The 16,436-nt window shown below is 63.4% G+C and carries 10 protein-coding genes and 3 pseudogenes; 7 read left to right on the forward strand and 6 right to left on the reverse strand.

The window, feature by feature from the left end:
• Positions 1-94: 94 nt before the first annotated feature.
• A complete protein-coding gene (gene betA, locus HT578_RS14970; protein ID WP_213500436.1) occupies positions 95-1,753 on the reverse strand; it encodes a choline dehydrogenase in 1,659 nt (552 codons plus the stop codon).
• Positions 1,754-1,785: 32 nt separating this feature from the next.
• Entirely contained in the window at positions 1,786-3,816 is a 2,031-nt protein-coding gene (betB, locus tag HT578_RS14975) for a betaine-aldehyde dehydrogenase (RefSeq protein ID WP_213500438.1), read from the reverse strand.
• 156 nt (positions 3,817-3,972) lie between these two features.
• Here betB and choW point away from each other — a divergent pair, with 156 nt between their 5' ends.
• A complete protein-coding gene (choW, locus tag HT578_RS14980; RefSeq protein WP_213500440.1) occupies positions 3,973-5,775 on the forward strand; it encodes a choline ABC transporter permease subunit in 1,803 nt (600 codons plus the stop codon).
• Complete coding sequence (gene choV, locus HT578_RS14985) at positions 5,775-6,989, forward strand: choline ABC transporter ATP-binding protein (RefSeq protein WP_213500442.1); 1,215 nt, start codon at positions 5,775-5,777, stop codon at positions 6,987-6,989. The genes choW and choV overlap by 1 nt, the downstream gene beginning before the upstream one ends.
• 795 nt (positions 6,990-7,784) lie before the next feature.
• Here choV and HT578_RS14990 read toward each other — a convergent pair.
• The 4 genes and pseudogenes from HT578_RS14990 to istA (HT578_RS15005) all read right to left on the reverse strand — a co-directional run bounded on the left by HT578_RS14990 (position 7,785) and on the right by istA (HT578_RS15005) (position 11,978).
• Complete coding sequence (locus HT578_RS14990; protein WP_213500444.1) at positions 7,785-9,191, reverse strand: mannitol dehydrogenase family protein; 1,407 nt, start codon at positions 9,189-9,191, stop codon at positions 7,785-7,787.
• A pseudogene (locus HT578_RS14995) lies at positions 9,188-9,616 on the reverse strand (glucuronate isomerase); the annotation flags it as partial. The gene HT578_RS14990 and the pseudogene HT578_RS14995, both read right to left, overlap by 4 nt.
• 119 nt (positions 9,617-9,735) lie before the next feature.
• Positions 9,736-10,491, reverse strand: a complete 756-nt coding sequence (istB, locus tag HT578_RS15000) for an IS21-like element helper ATPase IstB (RefSeq protein ID WP_338422184.1) — start codon at positions 10,489-10,491, stop codon at positions 9,736-9,738.
• 3 nt (positions 10,492-10,494) lie between these two features.
• Positions 10,495-11,978: pseudogene (gene istA, locus HT578_RS15005) on the reverse strand (IS21 family transposase).
• 92 nt (positions 11,979-12,070) lie between these two features.
• Here istA (HT578_RS15005) and HT578_RS15010 point away from each other — a divergent pair.
• The 5 genes and pseudogenes from HT578_RS15010 to HT578_RS15030 all read left to right on the forward strand — a co-directional run bounded on the left by HT578_RS15010 (position 12,071) and on the right by HT578_RS15030 (position 15,840).
• Positions 12,071-12,382, forward strand: a complete 312-nt coding sequence (locus HT578_RS15010; protein WP_422394356.1) for a transposase — start codon at positions 12,071-12,073, stop codon at positions 12,380-12,382.
• 67 nt (positions 12,383-12,449) lie between these two features.
• Positions 12,450-12,977, forward strand: coding sequence for a protein kinase domain-containing protein (locus HT578_RS15015; protein ID WP_277884203.1), 528 nt, complete (start codon positions 12,450-12,452; stop codon positions 12,975-12,977).
• Positions 12,978-13,053: 76 nt separating this feature from the next.
• A pseudogene (istA, locus tag HT578_RS15020) lies at positions 13,054-14,546 on the forward strand (IS21 family transposase).
• Positions 14,543-15,310: an IS21-like element helper ATPase IstB gene (istB, locus tag HT578_RS15025; protein WP_213500153.1), complete on the forward strand. Its 768-nt coding sequence runs from the start codon at positions 14,543-14,545 to the stop codon at positions 15,308-15,310. The pseudogene istA (HT578_RS15020) and the gene istB (HT578_RS15025) overlap by 4 nt, the downstream one beginning before the upstream one ends.
• Before the next feature lie 95 nt (positions 15,311-15,405).
• On the forward strand, positions 15,406-15,840 hold the full coding sequence (locus HT578_RS15030; RefSeq protein WP_213500446.1) for a hypothetical protein: 435 nt from the start codon (positions 15,406-15,408) through the stop codon (positions 15,838-15,840).
• The last annotated feature ends 596 nt before the right edge of the window (positions 15,841-16,436 follow it).

A 16,436-nucleotide genomic window follows, 5' to 3' on the forward strand; every position in this document is an offset into this window, starting at 1 on the left:
CCAGCTGCTACCCTTTGGTTGATTTGCGCAACAAAGCCGAGGTCGTCCATTTTGGGATCAAGGGGCGATGACCCCTTGAGAATATCCCTGATCTTCAGCGCTGCGTGGTCTGCCAGTTCGCGCTGCGCACGAAGGGCATCTCGCTGGCGGCCAGCGTCTCGCGGCCCATCACGAGGTCCGCGCCGCGTTCGGCGAGCATGATCGTGGGTGCGTTGAGGTTGCCCGTGGTGATCGCGGGCATGGCCGAGCTGTCGATCACGCGCAGGCCCTGAACGCCGCGCACGCGCAGTTCGGGGTCCAGCACCGCCATCGGATCGCCGTCCGCGCCCATCTTGCAGGTGCACGAGGGGTGGTAGGCGCTTTCCACGTTGTCACGCACGAAGGCGTCGATCTGTTCGTCGGTCACGACATCGGCGCCCGGCTGCATCTCGCGCCCGGTGTAGGGGGCAAGGGCTTCCTGCGCGAAGATCTCGCGGGTGAGGCGCACGCAGGCGCGCATCTCTTCCCAGTCCTCGGCCTGGCTCATGTAGTTGAAGCGGATTTCGGGCGTGTCGAGCGGCCCTGCCGAGCGCAGGCGCACCGTGCCCCGGCTCTTCGAGCGCATCGGGCCAACGTGGGCCTGGTAGCCGTGGCGGTCGGCCATCGAGGAACCGTCGTAGGACACCGCGAGCGGCAGGAAGTGGTACTGGATGTCCGGGTACTCGATCCCGGCGCGCGAGCGGATGAAGCCGCAGCTCTCGAAGTGGTTGGTCGCGCCAAGCCCTTCCTTGAGCGCAAGCCACTGCGCGCCGATGCGCGCTTTGGCAATCGGGCCCATGGCCGAGAACAGCGTGATCGGCTGGGTGCATTCCATCTGAAAGTAGAATTCCAGGTGATCCTGCAGGTTCTCACCCACGCCGGGCAGGTCCTGGACGACCTTGATGCCAAGGTTCTTCAATTGCTCGGCCGCGCCAATGCCCGAGCGCTGGAGCAGCGTGGGCGAATTGATCGGGCCGCTCGCCACGATGACCTCGCGTGCGGCGCGCACTTCGCGCACCTCGCCGCCCTGCACATAGCGCACGCCGACCGCGCGCGTGCCCTCGAAGATGAGCTTGTCGGCGAGCGCGTGGGTCTCGACCGTCAGATTGCGGCGCTTCATGGCGGGCTTGAGGTAGGCGTTGGCCGCGCTCCAGCGGCGGCCCTTGTGGACGGTCATGTCCATCCGGCCAAAGCCTTCCTGCTGCGCGCCGTTGTAGTCCGCCGTGAAGGGGTAGCCGGCCTGCTGCGCGGCTTCCGCAAACTTGGAGTAGAGCGGGTTCCTGAGCGTCCCGTACTTCGTGTTGAGCGGGCCGTTGCCGCCCCGGTAGGCATCGCCGCCTTCCTGGCGCGTTTCGGCGCGCTGGAAGTAGGGAAGGACGTGGGCGTAGTCCCACCCTTGTGCGCCCAGGTTGTGCCAGCACTCGAAGTCCATCGGGTTGCCGCGCACGTAGACCATGCCGTTGATCGAGGACGAGCCGCCCAGCACCTTGCCGCGCGGGGTGTGCATGCGCCGCCCGCCCAGGTGCTCCTCGGGCTCCGAATAATAGCGCCAGTCGTACTTCTTCATGTTCATCGGGTAGGACAGGGCGCTGGGCATCTGGATCAGCACCGAGCGGTCCGACCCGCCGAATTCGAGCACCAGGACGGTGGTCTTGCCGTCCGCGCTCAGCCGGTCGGCCAGCACGCAGCCGGCCGAGCCGGCGCCCACGATGACGTAGTCGAATTGCGCGTTCATGAAGGTGTCTCTGTCCGTTGGTCGTTCGGGGCTCAGTAGGGGGCGTCGACATCGCCCTTGGCGACGTAGACGCTCTTGAGCTGGGTGTAGTGCTCGATCGCGGCGAGGCCGTTCTCGCGGCCTACGCCCGAATTCTTGTAGCCTCCGAACGGCAGTTCGATGGGGGTGACGTTGTAGTCGTTGATCCAGCAGCTTCCGGCCTGAAGCGCGGCGATCACGGTGTGCGCGCGCATCAGGTCGCGGGTGAAGACGCCCGCGGCAAGGCCGAATTCGGTGTCGTTGGCGCGCGCGATCACTTCCTCTTCGGTGTCGAAGGGCAGGACCAGCATGACCGGCCCGAAGACCTCGTCGCGCACGATCGAGGCGCTGTCGTCCTCGGCTTGGAACACGGTCGGCTCGACGTAGAAGCCGCGATCGTACTCGCCGCCGGTGAGGCGCTCGCCGCCCATGAGCAGCTTGACGCCCTCGCGCCTGGCGCCCGCAATGTGGCCCAGGACCAGGTCCAGCTGGGTCGCGCTGACAAGCGGGCCCAGGTGCGTTTCGGGGTTGAACGGATCGCCGATCCTGAGCGCCTTGGTGCGCTTTTCCAGTCGGGCGAGGAAGTCCTTGAGGACCGAGCGGTGGACGAAGACGCGTGTCCCGTTCGAGCAGATCTGCCCGGTGGAATAGAAGTTCGCCATCATCGCGCCGCTCACCGCGTTGTCGAGATCGGCGTCCTCGAAGACGATCAGCGGGCTCTTGCCGCCCAGTTCCAGCGTCGTGGGCTTGAGGCCCTTGGCGGCCTCGCCCATGACGAGACGGCCGGTGGGGACAGAGCCTGTCAGCGAGACCTTGGCGATGCCCGGGTGCGCGATCAGCGAACGGCCGGTTTCGCCATAGCCTTGCGCAACCTGGAACACGCCTTCGGGAAGGCCGGCTTCGCGGAAGATGCCTTCCAGCTCCATCGCCGTCATCGGGGTCTGCTCGGCGGGCTTGAAGATGAGCGCATTGCCGCAGGCGAGTGCGGGCGCGGCCTTCCAGCAGGCGATCTGCATGGGGTAGTTCCACGCGCCGATCCCGGCGCATACGCCCAGCGGCTCGCGGCGGGTGTAGCCAAAGGCGGCGGCGCCCAGATCCAGGAACTGGCCCGCCACGGTCGAGGCGATGCCGCCGTAGTATTCCAGGCAATCCGCGCCCGAGATGATGTCGACCGCCTTGGTCTCCTGCACCGGCTTGCCGGTGTTGCGGGTCTCGATCTCGGCAAGGGCATCGTTGCGCTCGCGCAGGATGTCGCTGGTGCGGCGCAGCACGCGGCCACGCTCGGTACCGCTGAGCGCGGCCCATTCGCGCTGGCCTTCCTGCGCCTTGGCGACCATGCGGTCAATGTCCTCGGCGGTGGCGACGGGAAGGTCGGCGATGGTCTCGCCGGTCGCGGGGTTGACCGGGCGCACAGTGGCGGGAACCGAAGCGGCGGCGATCGGGTGGCGCGCGAGCGAATCCTCGACCACGAAGTTGAGCATCTCGCGCGCGGCTTCGGGGTCGACCTCGTTCCAGCTCGAGAGCGCGCCGCGCAGCCACACGCCGTCGATCATGGCGGCGATGAGGGCGGCGGTCTTGCGCGCTTCCTCGGGGGTTTCCATGGCGCGCAGCGCGTGGGTCAGGTTGGAGAGCATGCGCTTCTGGTAGGCGCGCTGCACGCGGTGGAGGCGCGGGTGCTGGAGCGCCTGCCCCCAGAAGGCGAGCCAGGCCATGCTGGTGCGCAGGTCGATCTCGGTGCGCGAGAGCGAAGCGTCGATCACCGCCTGGACGCGTGCGCGCGGGCTGTCGGCGGCGATCATGCGCAGGCGCACCGCATCGCCGTGGCGGAAGGCAAGGGCACGGAACGCGGCTTCGAGCAGGCCGTTCTTGTCCTTGAAGTAATGCGCGACAAGGCCGGGCGAGACGTCGGCGCGCTTGCCGATCTCGGCGAGCGTGGTGCCGGTGAAGCCCACTTCGGCGAGCGAATCGATTGTCATCTCGATAAGCTGGCGCGCGCGGGCATCGTGCCTTGACGGAGCTTTCGTTGTCGCCGAACCTGTTGCCATGATCTTGTCCTGAATGACCGTTCAATTGATTTTGGCGTCAGCTATACCTCTCGCCGTAGCTTTGCAAGTCTTGGCTGAAAAAGGTGGAAGGTTGCCATTGAATAAGCCTTCAATGGCGTTATAGGCACGGGGCATCACGCGAATTCAAGGAAGCCTATGCGCCGTCTGGCAACGCGACTTCTCCTGGCCCTGGGCCTCCTCTGCAGCCTCGTTCTGGGATCGAGCGCCGCCACGGCGGCCGCAGATCCCCCGGCGTGCCGGGCGGTGCGGCTGGCCGACGTCGGCTGGACAGATGTCACCGCGACGACAAGCGTGGCCTCCGAGGTCCTGCGCGAAATCGGCTACAGGCCGACCACGCGCGTGCTTTCGGTGCCGGTGACCTTCAACGGCATGGCGCGCGGCGATGTCGACATTTTCCTTGGCAACTGGATGCCCGCGCAAAAGAGCCTGATCCAGGGGCACATCGAGGCTGGTACGCTTGAACGCGTGCGCGCCAACCTCGTCGATGCGCGCTACACGCTGGCGGTCCCGGACTACCTCTACGAGGAGGGCCTGCAGAGCTTTGCCGACATCGCGCGCTTCGCCGATGAACTGGACCACAAGATCTACGGCATCGAGCCGGGCAATGACGGCAACCAGCTGGTCATCGACATGATCGGGCGCGACGCGTTCGACACCGGCGACTTCCAGGTGGTCGAGAGCAGCGAGCAGGGGATGCTCTCCGAGGTCGAACGTGCGGTGAAGGAAAAGCGCGCCATCGTCTTCCTCGGCTGGCAGCCCCACCCGATGAACGAGCGCTTCGACATGAAGTACCTGGCGGGCGGCGACGATGTCTTCGGCCCCAACTTCGGCGGCGCGACGGTGAGCACCATCGTGCGCCGGGGCTACCGTGAGGAGTGCCCCAACCTTGGCCGCTTCCTTGAAAACCTCTCCTTCGAGGTCGAGGAAGAGAACGCGCTGATGGGCCGCATCGAAGGCGGCGCCAATCCGCAGGACGCCGCGCGCGCGTGGATCGCACAGAACCCGGACCGCGTGGCGCAGTGGCTCGACGGCGTCACCACTTTCTCGGGCGAGCCTGCCGAAGCCGCCATCAAGGCCAGCAAGCAGGCTGGCCCCACAGGCTCGTGGCTCACCGCCAACAAGATCCCGGTTGGCGCCTCGATTGCCGTCGCGGTGGACTGGATCAAGGCGCACAGCGGGCTTCTCGACATCGTCTCGGGCGCGGTGAGCGCGGGCGTCGATGGCCTGACCGGCGTGCTCCACGCGGTGCCGCCGCTCCTTTTCGTGGCGCTCGCAACGGTGCTCACCTGGTTCCTGCGCAAGTCCTACGGCTTCACCGCCTTCGTGCCGCTCGCGCTCCTTTTCATCATCAACCAGGGCTACTGGGACGAGACGGTCGACACGCTCGCGCTCGTGGTCTTTGCCGCCGCGACGTCGACCGTGATCGGCGTTCCCATCGGCATCTGGGCGGGACACCGCCCCCGCGCCTACGAATACCTGCGTTCGGTGCTGGACCTGATGCAGACGCTGCCGACCTTCGTCTACCTGATCCCGACGCTGGTGATCTTCGGGCTGGGCGTGGTGCCGGGCCTGATCTCGACGATCATCTTCTCGCTTCCCGCGCCGATCCGCCTCACTCAGCTGGGCATCGCGTCCGTCCCGCGCCCGCTGATCGAGGCGGGTGAGAGCTTTGGTGCAACCAAGCGCCAGCTCCTCTTCAAGATCGAGCTTCCGGCCGCGGCCGGATCGATCCTGGCAGGCGTCACGCAGTGCATCATGCTCAGCCTCTCGATGGTCGTCATCGCCGCGCTGGTGGGCGCAGGCGGCCTGGGCGTGCCGGTGGTACGCGCGCTCAACACCGTGCAGGTGGGCATGGGCTTCGAGGCGGGCTTCGCCATCGTCCTGCTCGCCATCATTCTCGACCGCGTGACCCGGCGCGAAACCAAGGGAGACAGCTGATGGCCACGGCGATCGAATTTCGCAATGTCGACATCTTCTTTGCAAGCGGCCGGGGGCGCAAGCGCGAGGCTGCGCTCGCCCGCGCGCTGGAACTGGCCGAGGCGGGCAAGGAACGCGCCGCGATCAGCGAGGAGACAGGCGTGGTCCTGGGCGTCCACGACGCCTCGCTCACGGTTGAGCGCGGGCACATCTCGGTGCTGATGGGCCTGTCGGGCTCGGGCAAGTCGACGCTGCTGCGCGCGGCCAACGGCCTCAACGAGGTGACGCGCGGACAGGTCCTCGTCCATGGCGGAGAGGGCGAGGAGGTGGTCGACATCGCGCCGCGCGATCCCGCCACCTTGCGCGAAGTGCGCCGCAAGCGCGTCGCCATGGTCTTCCAGCAATTCGCGCTCCTGCCCTGGCGCACGGTGCGCGAAAACGTGGCCTTTGGCCTGGAACTGCGCGGCGAGGACAAGGCGGCCATGGCCGCCCGCGTCGAGGAACAGCTGGAACTTGTCGGCCTCTCCGACTGGGCGGACAGCTATGCGAGCGAGCTTTCGGGCGGCATGCAGCAGCGCGTCGGGCTGGCGCGCGCCTTTGCCACGGATGCGGATATCCTTCTGATGGACGAGCCGTTCTCCGCGCTCGACCCGCTGATCCGCGCCAAGCTGCAGGACGACCTCTTGGAACTCCAGCGCGAGGTCCAGAAGACGATCCTGTTCGTCAGCCACGACCTCGATGAAGCCTTCAAGCTGGGCGACCAGATCACGCTTCTGGAGGGCGGGCGCATCGTCCAGAGCGGCAGCCGCGAGGAGATCCTCAACAATCCGGCGACCCCCTATGTCGCGAGCTTCCTCGAGCACATGAACCCGCTCCACGTGATGACCGGCGCCACGGTCATGCACCCGGTCGCGGAGCTGGAGGAAGTGGACGGCGGCCTGCTGCTCGACGAAGGTGGCAACTACCGCCTGGAAGGCGAACGGGTCCATTCGGATGCGGGCTGGCAGCCGGTCAACACCATCGCCGATCCCGAGGCGCAGGACACCTTCCCCGAAGGCATCGCGCAGGTTCCCGCCGAAACCAACGTGCGCACGCTCATGCAGATCGCCGCGCAGACCGACAACCCGGTGCTGCTCACCGAAGACGGTGAACTGGCGGGCGTAACCTCCAGCCAGGACATCCTCGACAAGCTGAGCCAGACCGGGCCGACGGGATCGGAGGATTCCGCGGCGTAGTAAAGAGGGGGCGCACGGCAGCGCAGCGCAAGGCCGCCCTTCGGGTCGCACCTTCGAGGCCATCCTAACGCCGGTTCCTGCTGCCCCCCCTCCCTCTGATCTTGCGCCCCACGCCCGCCCCCGGCGCTCCGCTCCCCTCTCCCCGGGAGCGCCGGGGGCAACGAAAATGGGCCGCTCGACAGAGCGGCCCTGGTGCGTTTCCGGCGAAGGTGCTTCTGACCAAAGCTGACTGGGCGCGTTTCCCGCCTGACGCAGCGGCTGCGATGCGCCGAACCCGACGTTCCGTATCACCTGGTGACGGAGGCGCAAAAGTAAGCTGCACAAAATTGCGCAGACAGGCTTTGCCTTGCTGCGGACGCGTTCACTTGAAAGTTGCTGAGGGGTACTTCGCGTCTAGCTGATGGCTGGCGAAGATCTAACCCAAGACCTCTTGCGGGTAGACTTTATGTCACTCCGGGCAAGGTTTGGTGTCAAGGGATAAAGTGTGTCCGTTGACAGCCAAGTTGGCCTGACAAATCGGGAACATCCGGGGTTTTGTCACAAGGCTTTGACAGGGTTCTTGCCCGATGCGCCCCTTTTTTGACAACCTGCCGGCCCGATCCTGCGAAACCAATGGCTTAGCATGGTTTACGCAATCCCTGCTCGCTCCACTGTACCCGAAGGGGCCTTCCTCGGATGTTTCGCCTGGAGAGATCCCGCGTACGCCCTGTGGTCGAAAAACGGATCGATCTTGCCGGCAAGATAATCGCGGGTCTGCAAATGGCGGGCGGCGTGGGGGGGCGATTGGCACCGGCCCTATCGCGTGCGAAGTCGATGTTTGATTGCTCGCCGACCACAGTCAAGCGGTGTCTCCGGGATATCAATTCCCAGAGGATTCCAGAAACCGGATAGCAACCCATCGCCTGTGAAAAGCAAGGTCGCGAGTTGCAAGTTTGAATTGCTCAGGGCCAGGTTCGACAAAGTGTCTGCCATGGGATCGTCTACGGGCCCGTTGGCTCCGCGCAGATGGAGAAACCAAGCCGCGAGGGCGGTCAGGAGACCGGGGCATTTACGACCTGCAAGGCGTTGAGCTTCTAATGTTTCAAGCCAGCGCTGCGGGATCTTCTGGCTGCCGTCCATCGCGATCTGGGCCAGCTTGTGGTTGAGTGCCGGATTTTCGAAGCGTGCGAGCAGTGCATCGGCATAGGTATCAAGGTCCTGCCCTGGCGCCGCCACGACGGTGGGCGCGGCCTCGTCGCGCATGATGCACTCGATGAGGGGGCGGATTGCGCCATCGCCCATCGCCTCGTGCACGTACGTGTGCCCGCGCTGGAGCCCGAGGTAGGCCAACGCCGAATGGGCGCCGTTGAGCATGCGCAGCTTGGCGGTCTCGTACGGCGCGACGTCTGCGACGAGCTGCGCGCCGAACTTTTCCCATGCCGGGCGCCCGCGCGCGAAGCGGTCCTCGATGACCCACTGGCTGAAAGGTTCGGTCATCACCGCGCCTTCGTCCAGGCAGCCGAGCAGCTGTGCCACCTCGGAGCGGTCGGCGCTCGTCGTGGCGGGCACGATGCGATCGACCATAGTCGAGGGGCAGGTGCACTCGGCCTCGAACCATTCGACGAGATCGGGCGCTTCGCGCGCGAGCCATTCGTGCATGAGCCGCGCCAGCTGGCGACCGTTGTCGGCAAGGTTGTCGCACGAGAGCAGGGTGAGCCCGCCGCATCCGGACGCCTGCCGTTCGCGCAGGGCATTGCTCAGGAACGGGTAGAAGCCGCGCGCCGCCGCGTCGAAATCGAGCGAGCCGTCGGCCTTGCGGCAATAGCCCTTCTCGGTGACGGTGAACGAGACGATGCGCGTCTGCGGGGCGGTAAGGGCGATGGCAAGGCGCGCTCTGGCGACACCCGCGACCAGCACTTCATGCACCGAACCGATCACCCGCGCGCTGCGTCCTTGGGCCGAACACTCGACCAGCGTGTAAAGCCCGTCCTGCGGATTGAGCTGCGCGGCAACGCCCGGCGAGCGCAGCGAGACACCGAGGATCGACCAATCGCGCTCGCCCGCGTTCATGGCGGCATCGGTGTACCAGGCCTGATGCGCGCGGTGGAAGGCACCGATGCCGAAATGGACGATGCCGACCTGTTGTTCGTTGCGATCATAGGCGGGAGCCGCGATGGAGGCGGGCAGTGTCTTGAGCGCGGATGCGCAAAGCCGCTCGCTCATAGTCGGTAGGCCTTCTTGACGAGGTTGTAGGCAAGGTCCTGCGCAACTTCGGCGGCCTCCCAGTCCTCGAGGCGATGCTTCATCACCAGTTCGGCGAGAAACCCGCAGTCTACACGGCGGGCAACGTCGTGGCGCGCGGGGATCGAGAGGAAGGCGCGGGTGTCATCGTTGAAGCCGACGGTGTTGTAGAAGCCAGCGGTTTCGGTGGTCATGTGGCGGAACCGGCGCATGCCCTCGGGGCTGTCGTGGAACCACCAGGCCGGGCCCAGCTTGAGGCACGGGTAATGGCCCGCAAGCGGCGCGAGTTCGCGCGCATAGGTGCTCTCGTCCAGGGTGAACAGGATGATGGAGAGATCGGCCTCGTTGCCGTACTTGTCGAGCAGGGGTTTCAGGTTCGCGACATATTCAGTGCGGCTCGGCATGTCAACGGCGGAGCAAAAGTCGGCCATGGGGCGGCGTAAAACCAGGCCATCGTGTTACACGCCGGGGGGAGTGGCGTGAGGGCGTAGCCCGAGGGCCACTCCCCCCGGCATTGGCTTGCTTTTCAGGGTCTGATTTTGGCCTTGCGGGCCCGGCTGTGAGCGAGGCGATAGCTTTCGCCGTTCATCTCGAGGATGCTGACGTGATGGGTCAGGCGATCGAGGAGCGCGCCTGTGAGACGCTCGGATCCGAAGGTTTCGGTCCATTCGTCGAAGGGCAGGTTGCTGGTGATCAAGGTGGAGCCGCGTTCGTAACGCTGGGAGATCAGCTCGAACAGCAGTTCGGCGCCGGTCTTGGAGAGCGGTACGAAGCCCAGTTCGTCGATGATGAGCAGTTTGTATCCGACCATCTGCTTCTGGAAGCGCAGGAGACGCCGCTCGTCGCGCGCCTCCATCATTTCGCTGACCAGCGCCGCCGCAGTGGTGAAGCCCACCGACAGCCCTTTCTGGCATGCTGCCAGTCCGAGCCCCAACGCTACGTGCGTCTTTCCGGTGCCCGATGGCCCCAGAGCGATGGCGTTCTCACGCCGCTCGATCCACTCGCAGCGCGCATCTCGAGCACCTGCATCTTGTTGAGCACGGGATGACGGTGAAGTCGAAGCTGTCGAGGCTTTTGACGGCGGGAAGCGCGCGGCCTTGATGCGCCGCTCGACCATACGACGCTCCCTGTCGATCATCTCCATCTCGACAAGGCGGGCGAGGAAGCGGATATGATCGACGCCTTCAGCGGCACATTGCCGGGCGAGCTTGTGGTGCTCTCGCAGGCACGTAGGCAGCAGGTGCCTTGAGATTGTGAGCGAGAAGAAGCTCCGGGGTCTGATCGCTCATGCGGCCTCCTGCTGGTCGGAGAGCAGGCTCAGATAGGCTCTGGCAAAGGTCTTCTCGACCGTTGTGCGTGGCAGGAAGGGATAGACGTCCGTGTCAGCACGGGCGGTACGCGTTCGACCCGGCACAGGGCGAGGTGCTTGACGGCATCGAAGCCGATGGCGCCAAGATCAATGGCCTGTTCCACCGCCGCACGGAGATCGGCGAGGGTGAACGTTTCCAACAGGCGCAGCACCTGTACATATTCACGCCTGCCATGCTTGTGCATGCGGCCTTCCATCAACCGCTGCAGTGTCGTGAACGCTTCGGGCAAATCCCAGCCCTGCAAAGGCGCGGCTCGGTCGAATGCGTTGATCTTCTGCTCGATCAGCGGGAGATAGTGGAGCGGGTCGAAGATAACCTCCTCGCGGGCATAACAACGAGGATGACGGGCGATGACTTCGCTGCGGCAGCCGACCACCACCTCATCGACATAGGCCCTGATCCAGACCTCCTGATGGCCCGGCCACCGGAACCGAATAATCGTTGGTCCTGTAGCGCACCAGGGATTGCGAGGAGACCCGCCCGCTCGTCTGATCGCAGGCCTCGAAGGGTGTAGCGGGCAGAGGCTGCATGGCTGCCAGATCGCGTTGCAAGCGCTCACCGATCGTCTCGCTCTGTCCGCGCACCTTGTCCTGCTGGCGCTTGCGGCATTGCTCCTCCAGCCATAGGTTGAAGGCCTCCCAGGTCGGGAACTTCGGGATCGGCACCATGAAATTGCGGCGGCAGTAACCAACCAGCCCTTCCACATTGCCTTTCTCGTTCCTTGCCCGGGCGGGCATAGCGGTCGCGGATCACGTAATGCGACAGAAAGCGCTGAACAGCGTGGCACGCTTACGCGTGCCGTCTGGCAGGATCTTCGCCACAAGGCAGCGATCGTTGTCATAGACGATCGAGCGCGGCACCGCGCCGAAGAACGCGAAGGCATGAACGTGTCCGTCCACCGGCCTCCGCCACCGCCGCCGGATAGGCCGCACATAGCAGGCATCACTGTGCGGCAGATCGAGTGCGAAGAAGTAGGCCTTCTGCTGCACCCGCCGATCTCCACCAGCGCTTCCCCGAAATCGGCCTGCGCATCCCCCGCCGGGTGGGCCAGCGGCACGAACATCTCCCGGCTGCGTTGCTCACGCTCGCGGATGTAATCCTTGATGATCGTATAGCCGCCGGTGAAACCATGCTCGGCGCGCAAGCGGTCGAATACCCGCTTCGCCGTATGGCGCTGTTTGCGCGGGACGCAGCGGTCCCCTTCAAGCCATCCATCAATGATCGCCACAAACCCGTCCAGCTTCGGACGCTGCGGGACAGATTGACGCCGGTAACCCGGTGGCGATGAAAACGACAGCATCTTGCGCACCGTGTCGCGCGACACATTGAAACGCTTCGCCGCCGCCCGCTGGCTCATGCCATCCGCGCAAGCCAAACGGACCTGAAGATAAAGTTCCACGCTGTAGATCCCCACACCTCCCTGACTTGGCAGAAAGGCTTCAAGGTGGACGACTTTTACGCCGCCCGCAGCAGGACTATCCCGCCGCTAGCGTGGTCGAATATTGCTCCGCCGTTCTCAAGCAGGCCGCGTCCCTTGCCGGCCTTGCACCGATTGCGCGGCAATCCGGACAATGGAAAGGCAAAAGCTTCATCCGCGGCGGACGTGCTAACGTGAGGCAGGCCCTCTATATGCCGGCCCTCGTCGCCGCCCGATACAACCCTGACCTCAAGGCAAAGTACCAACAACTCGTCACCGCAGGAAAGCCCGCCAAAATCGCCATCACCGCCGTCATGCGAAAGCTCGTCGTGACCGCAAACGCTCTGCTCAAAGCCGATAGATGCTGGGCGCAATCTCAGACTTGATCATCACGGATACTCTAAGATCATCGATCCAGAACTCGAAGAGAAATATGGACGGGATCAACAAGAAATTCGGGTCGGCTTTGAGTTAAAGCTCGTAGGGCGGAAGCATCCACACCTGATCCAAATTTTTGACGGAGGGCGTTGTCCAAAAACGGACTTTCTGTTTCTAGTTATGGAATACCTTCCATACGACAATCTCGACGACCTTCAAGGCAAAATTCCCTTTAATAAAATCCCACAAATTGCAGACCAATTGGCACAAGCGGCCCGATACTTAGAAGAGATAGACATTTGCCATCGTGACATTAAGCCGGAAAATATCGTCATTACACCAGATTTCGAACAAATAATACTTCTAGATCTTGGAATACTTCGCCCTTTAGTTGAGGACCATCAAGATGCTGGCACTGGGTGCAATTTCATAGGAACAGTTCGATACAGTCCTCCAGAATTTGTCTGGCGAGTTGAAGAGGAAGATGCCGTTGGCCATCGCGCAATTACATTTTACCAAATTGGTGCTGTATTGCATGATCTAATCATGAGGCGTCGTATGAGAACGGCGGAGCAATATTCGACCACGCTAGCGGCGGGATAGTCCTGCTGCGGGCGGCGTAAAAGTCGTCCACCTTGAAGCCTTTCTGCCAAGTCAGGGAGGTGTGGGGATCTACAGCGTGGAACTTTATCTTCAGGTCCGTTTGGCTTGCGCGGATGGCATGAGCCAGCGGGCGGCGGCGAAGCGTTTCAATGTGTCGCGCGACACGGTGCGCAAGATGCTGTCGTTTTCATCGCCACCGGGTTACCGGCGTCAATCTGTCCCGCAGCGTCCGAAGCTGGACGGGTTTGTGGCGATCATTGATGGATGGCTTGAAGGGGACCGCTGCGTCCCGCGCAAACAGCGCCATACGGCGAAGCGGGTATTCGACCGCTTGCGCGCCGAGCATGGTTTCACCGGCGGCTATACGATCATCAAGGATTACATCCGCGAGCGTGAGCAACGCAGCCGGGAGATGTTCGTGCCGCTGGCCCACCCGGCGGGGGATGCGCAGGCCGATTTCGGGGAAGCGCTGGTGGAGATCGGCGGGGTGCAGCAGAAGGCCTACTTCTTCGCACTCGATCTGCCGCACAGTGATGCCTGCTATGTGCGGGCCTATCCGGCGGCGGTGGCGGAGGCCTGGGTGGACGGACACGTTCATGCCTTCGCGTTCTTCGGCGCGGTGCCGCGCTCGATCGTCTATGACAACGATCGCTGCCTTGTGGCGAAGATCCTGCCAGACGGCACGCGTAAGCGTGCCACGCTGTTCAGCGCTTTCCTGTCGCATTACGTGATCCGCGACCGCTATGCCCGCCCGGGCAGGGGAACGAGAAAGGCAATGTGGAAGGGCTGGTTGGTTACTGCCGCCGCAATTTCATGGTGCCGATCCCGAAGTTCCCGACCTGGGAGGCCTTCAACCTATGGCTGGAGGAGCAATGCCGCAAGCGCCAGCAGGACAAGGTGCGCGGACAGAGCGAGACGATCGGTGAGCGCTTGCAACGCGATCTGGCAGCCATGCAGCCTCTGCCCGCTACACCCTTCGAGGCCTGCGATCAGACGAGCGGGCGGGTCTCCTCGCAATCCTCGGTGCGCTACAGGACCAACGATTATTCGGTTCCGGTGGCCTGGGGCCATCAGGAGGTCTGGATCAGGGCCTATGTCGATGAGGTGGTGGTCGGCTGCCGCAGCGAAGTCATCGCCCGTCATCCTCGTTGTTATGCCCGCGAGGAGGTTATCTTCGACCCGCTCCACTATCTCCCGCTGATCGAGCAGAAGATCAACGCATTCGACCAGGCCGCGCCTTTGCAGGGCTGGGATTTGCCCGAAGCGTTCACGACACTGCAGCGGTTGATGGAAGGCCGCATGCACAAGCATGGCAGGCGTGAATATGTACAGGTGCTGCGCCTGTTGGAAACGTTCACCCTCGCCGATCTCCAGGCGGCGGTGGAACAGGCCATTGATCTTGGCGCCATCGGCTTCGATGCCGTCAAGCACCTCGCCCTGTGCCGGGTCGAACGCGTACCGCCCAGGCTGGACCTGGACGTCTATCCCTTCCTGCCACGCACAACGGTCGAGAAGACCTTTGCCAGAGCCTATCTGAGCCTGCTCTCCGACCAGCAGGAGGCCGCATGAGCGATCAGACCCCGGAGCTTCTTCTCGCTCACAATCTCAAGGCACTCAAGCTGCCTACGTGCCTGCGAGAGCACCACAAGCTCGCCCGGCAATGTGCCGCTGAAGGCGTCGATCATATCCGCTTCCTCGCCCGCCTTGTCGAGATGGAGATGATCGACAGGGAGCGTCGTATGGTCGAGCGGCGCATCAAGGCCGCGCGCTTCCCCGCCGTCAAAAGCCTCGACAGCTTCGACTTCACCGTCATCCCCAGGCTCAACAAGATGCAGGTGCTCGAGATGGCGCGCTGCGAGTGGATCGAGCGGCGTGAGAACGCCATCGCTCTGGGGCCATCGGGCACCGGAAAGACGCACGTAGCGTTGGGGCTCGGACTGGCAGCATGCCAGAAAGGGCTGTCGGTGGGCTTCACCACTGCGGCGGCGCTGGTCAGCGAAATGATGGAGGCGCGCGACGAGCGGCGTCTCCTGCGCTTCCAGAAGCAGATGGTCGGATACAAACTGCTCATCATCGACGAACTGGGCTTCGTACCGCTCTCCAAGACCGGCGCCGAACTGCTGTTCGAGCTGATCTCCCAGCGTTACGAACGCGGCTCCACCTTGATCACCAGCAACCTGCCCTTCGACGAATGGACCGAAACCTTCGGATCCGAGCGTCTCACAGGCGCGCTCCTCGATCGCCTGACCCATCACGTCAGCATCCTCGAGATGAACGGCGAAAGCTATCGCCTCGCTCACAGCCGGGCCCGCAAGGCCAAAATCAGACCCTGAAAAGCAAGCCAATGCCGGGGGGAGTGGCCCTCGGGCTACGCCCTCACGCCACTCCCCCCGGCGTGTAACACGATGGCCTGGTTTTACGCCGCCCCATGGCCGACTTTTGCTCCGCCGTTGACATCCCTGAATTTACAGTTCGTAACGTCAAGGTGGAGGCAGAGAAGCTTGAAGGCCGAGGGGATGCACTGTCAGCTAGGGCATCAAGTCTCGCTGAGGCGATGAAAAAGGAAACCAGCGACGCAAGTGCGGGCATCTACCAATGCTATCGCGACAATTTGACTGCTAAGCGGGTCGAAGTCGCTGCACAATTCGACGTTGGGATCGGTCAGCTCGACGGTGCGATTGAAGCACTGAAGGCTGGTGGTGCAAACCCGTCATCTATTCAGTCAGACGCTGGTCCTGTCGATATGCTCAAGCAGCGCGATGACCTAATCGCACAGCGAGATGTTTCACTCAAGCAAATCGACGATGCGCTCGCGCAGCTGACGTTACAGCAAAAAGCTCTGACCGAAAAAATCATTGCTTAGTAATTCAGTGATACGGCGACAACGCATTGGCTTCTAACTGCCTGGCGTTAATTCCGATGGCACAGATTAGGGGCAGATTAGGGGTTGAGGCGTCGTCGTCTGTTTATTCGCAGATCCCGCATAGCTGAAGGGCGCGCGTTAACAAAAGAGTAGGCATAATGTCGGCTCATGCGCCCCAGCGGTTTCGCACCCGACATTCCGCATTCGGCCCGAGCCCGACGATCCGTGTCGCTTGGCGGCGGAGGCGTAAAAGTCACCTGCACAAAACTGCGCGGGCAGGCTTTGGCTTGCTGCGGCCGCGTTCACTTGAATGTTGCTGAGGGGTGCTTCGCGTCTAGCTGATGGCTGGCGAAGATTTAACCCAAGACCGCTTGCGGGCAGACTTTATGTCACTCCGGGCAAGGTTTGGTGTCAAGGGATAAAATTTGTCCGTTGACAGCCAAGTTGGCCTGACAAATCGGGAACATCTGGGGTTTTGTCAAAAGACTTTGACAGGGTTCTTGCCCGATGCGCCCGTTTTTTGACAACCGGTATGTCCGCGCTTGGGGGCGCGGCTTCAGCTTGTCCGACGGGGATGTCCTGCCAGAGGCAAAGAG

The sequence above is a fragment of the Novosphingobium decolorationis genome, assembly GCF_018417475.1.
GTDB lineage: Bacteria > Pseudomonadota > Alphaproteobacteria > Sphingomonadales > Sphingomonadaceae > Novosphingobium > Novosphingobium decolorationis.

What these genes read in the sequence shown, in the direction of transcription:
- HT578_RS15030 (WP_213500446.1), top strand. Translation starts at nt 15,406, where the DNA reads ATGGCCGACTTTTGCTCCGCCGTTGACATCCCTGAATTTACAGTTCGT.
- choV (WP_213500442.1), top strand. Translation starts at nt 5,775, where the DNA reads ATGGCCACGGCGATCGAATTTCGCAATGTCGACATCTTCTTTGCAAGC.
- betA (WP_213500436.1), bottom strand. Translation starts at nt 1,753, where the DNA reads ATGAACGCGCAATTCGACTACGTCATCGTGGGCGCCGGCTCGGCCGGC.
- HT578_RS14990 (WP_213500444.1), bottom strand. Translation starts at nt 9,191, where the DNA reads ATGAGCGAGCGGCTTTGCGCATCCGCGCTCAAGACACTGCCCGCCTCC.
- istB (WP_213500153.1), top strand. Translation starts at nt 14,543, where the DNA reads ATGAGCGATCAGACCCCGGAGCTTCTTCTCGCTCACAATCTCAAGGCA.
- choW (WP_213500440.1), top strand. Translation starts at nt 3,973, where the DNA reads ATGCGCCGTCTGGCAACGCGACTTCTCCTGGCCCTGGGCCTCCTCTGC.
- betB (WP_213500438.1), bottom strand. Translation starts at nt 3,816, where the DNA reads ATGGCAACAGGTTCGGCGACAACGAAAGCTCCGTCAAGGCACGATGCC.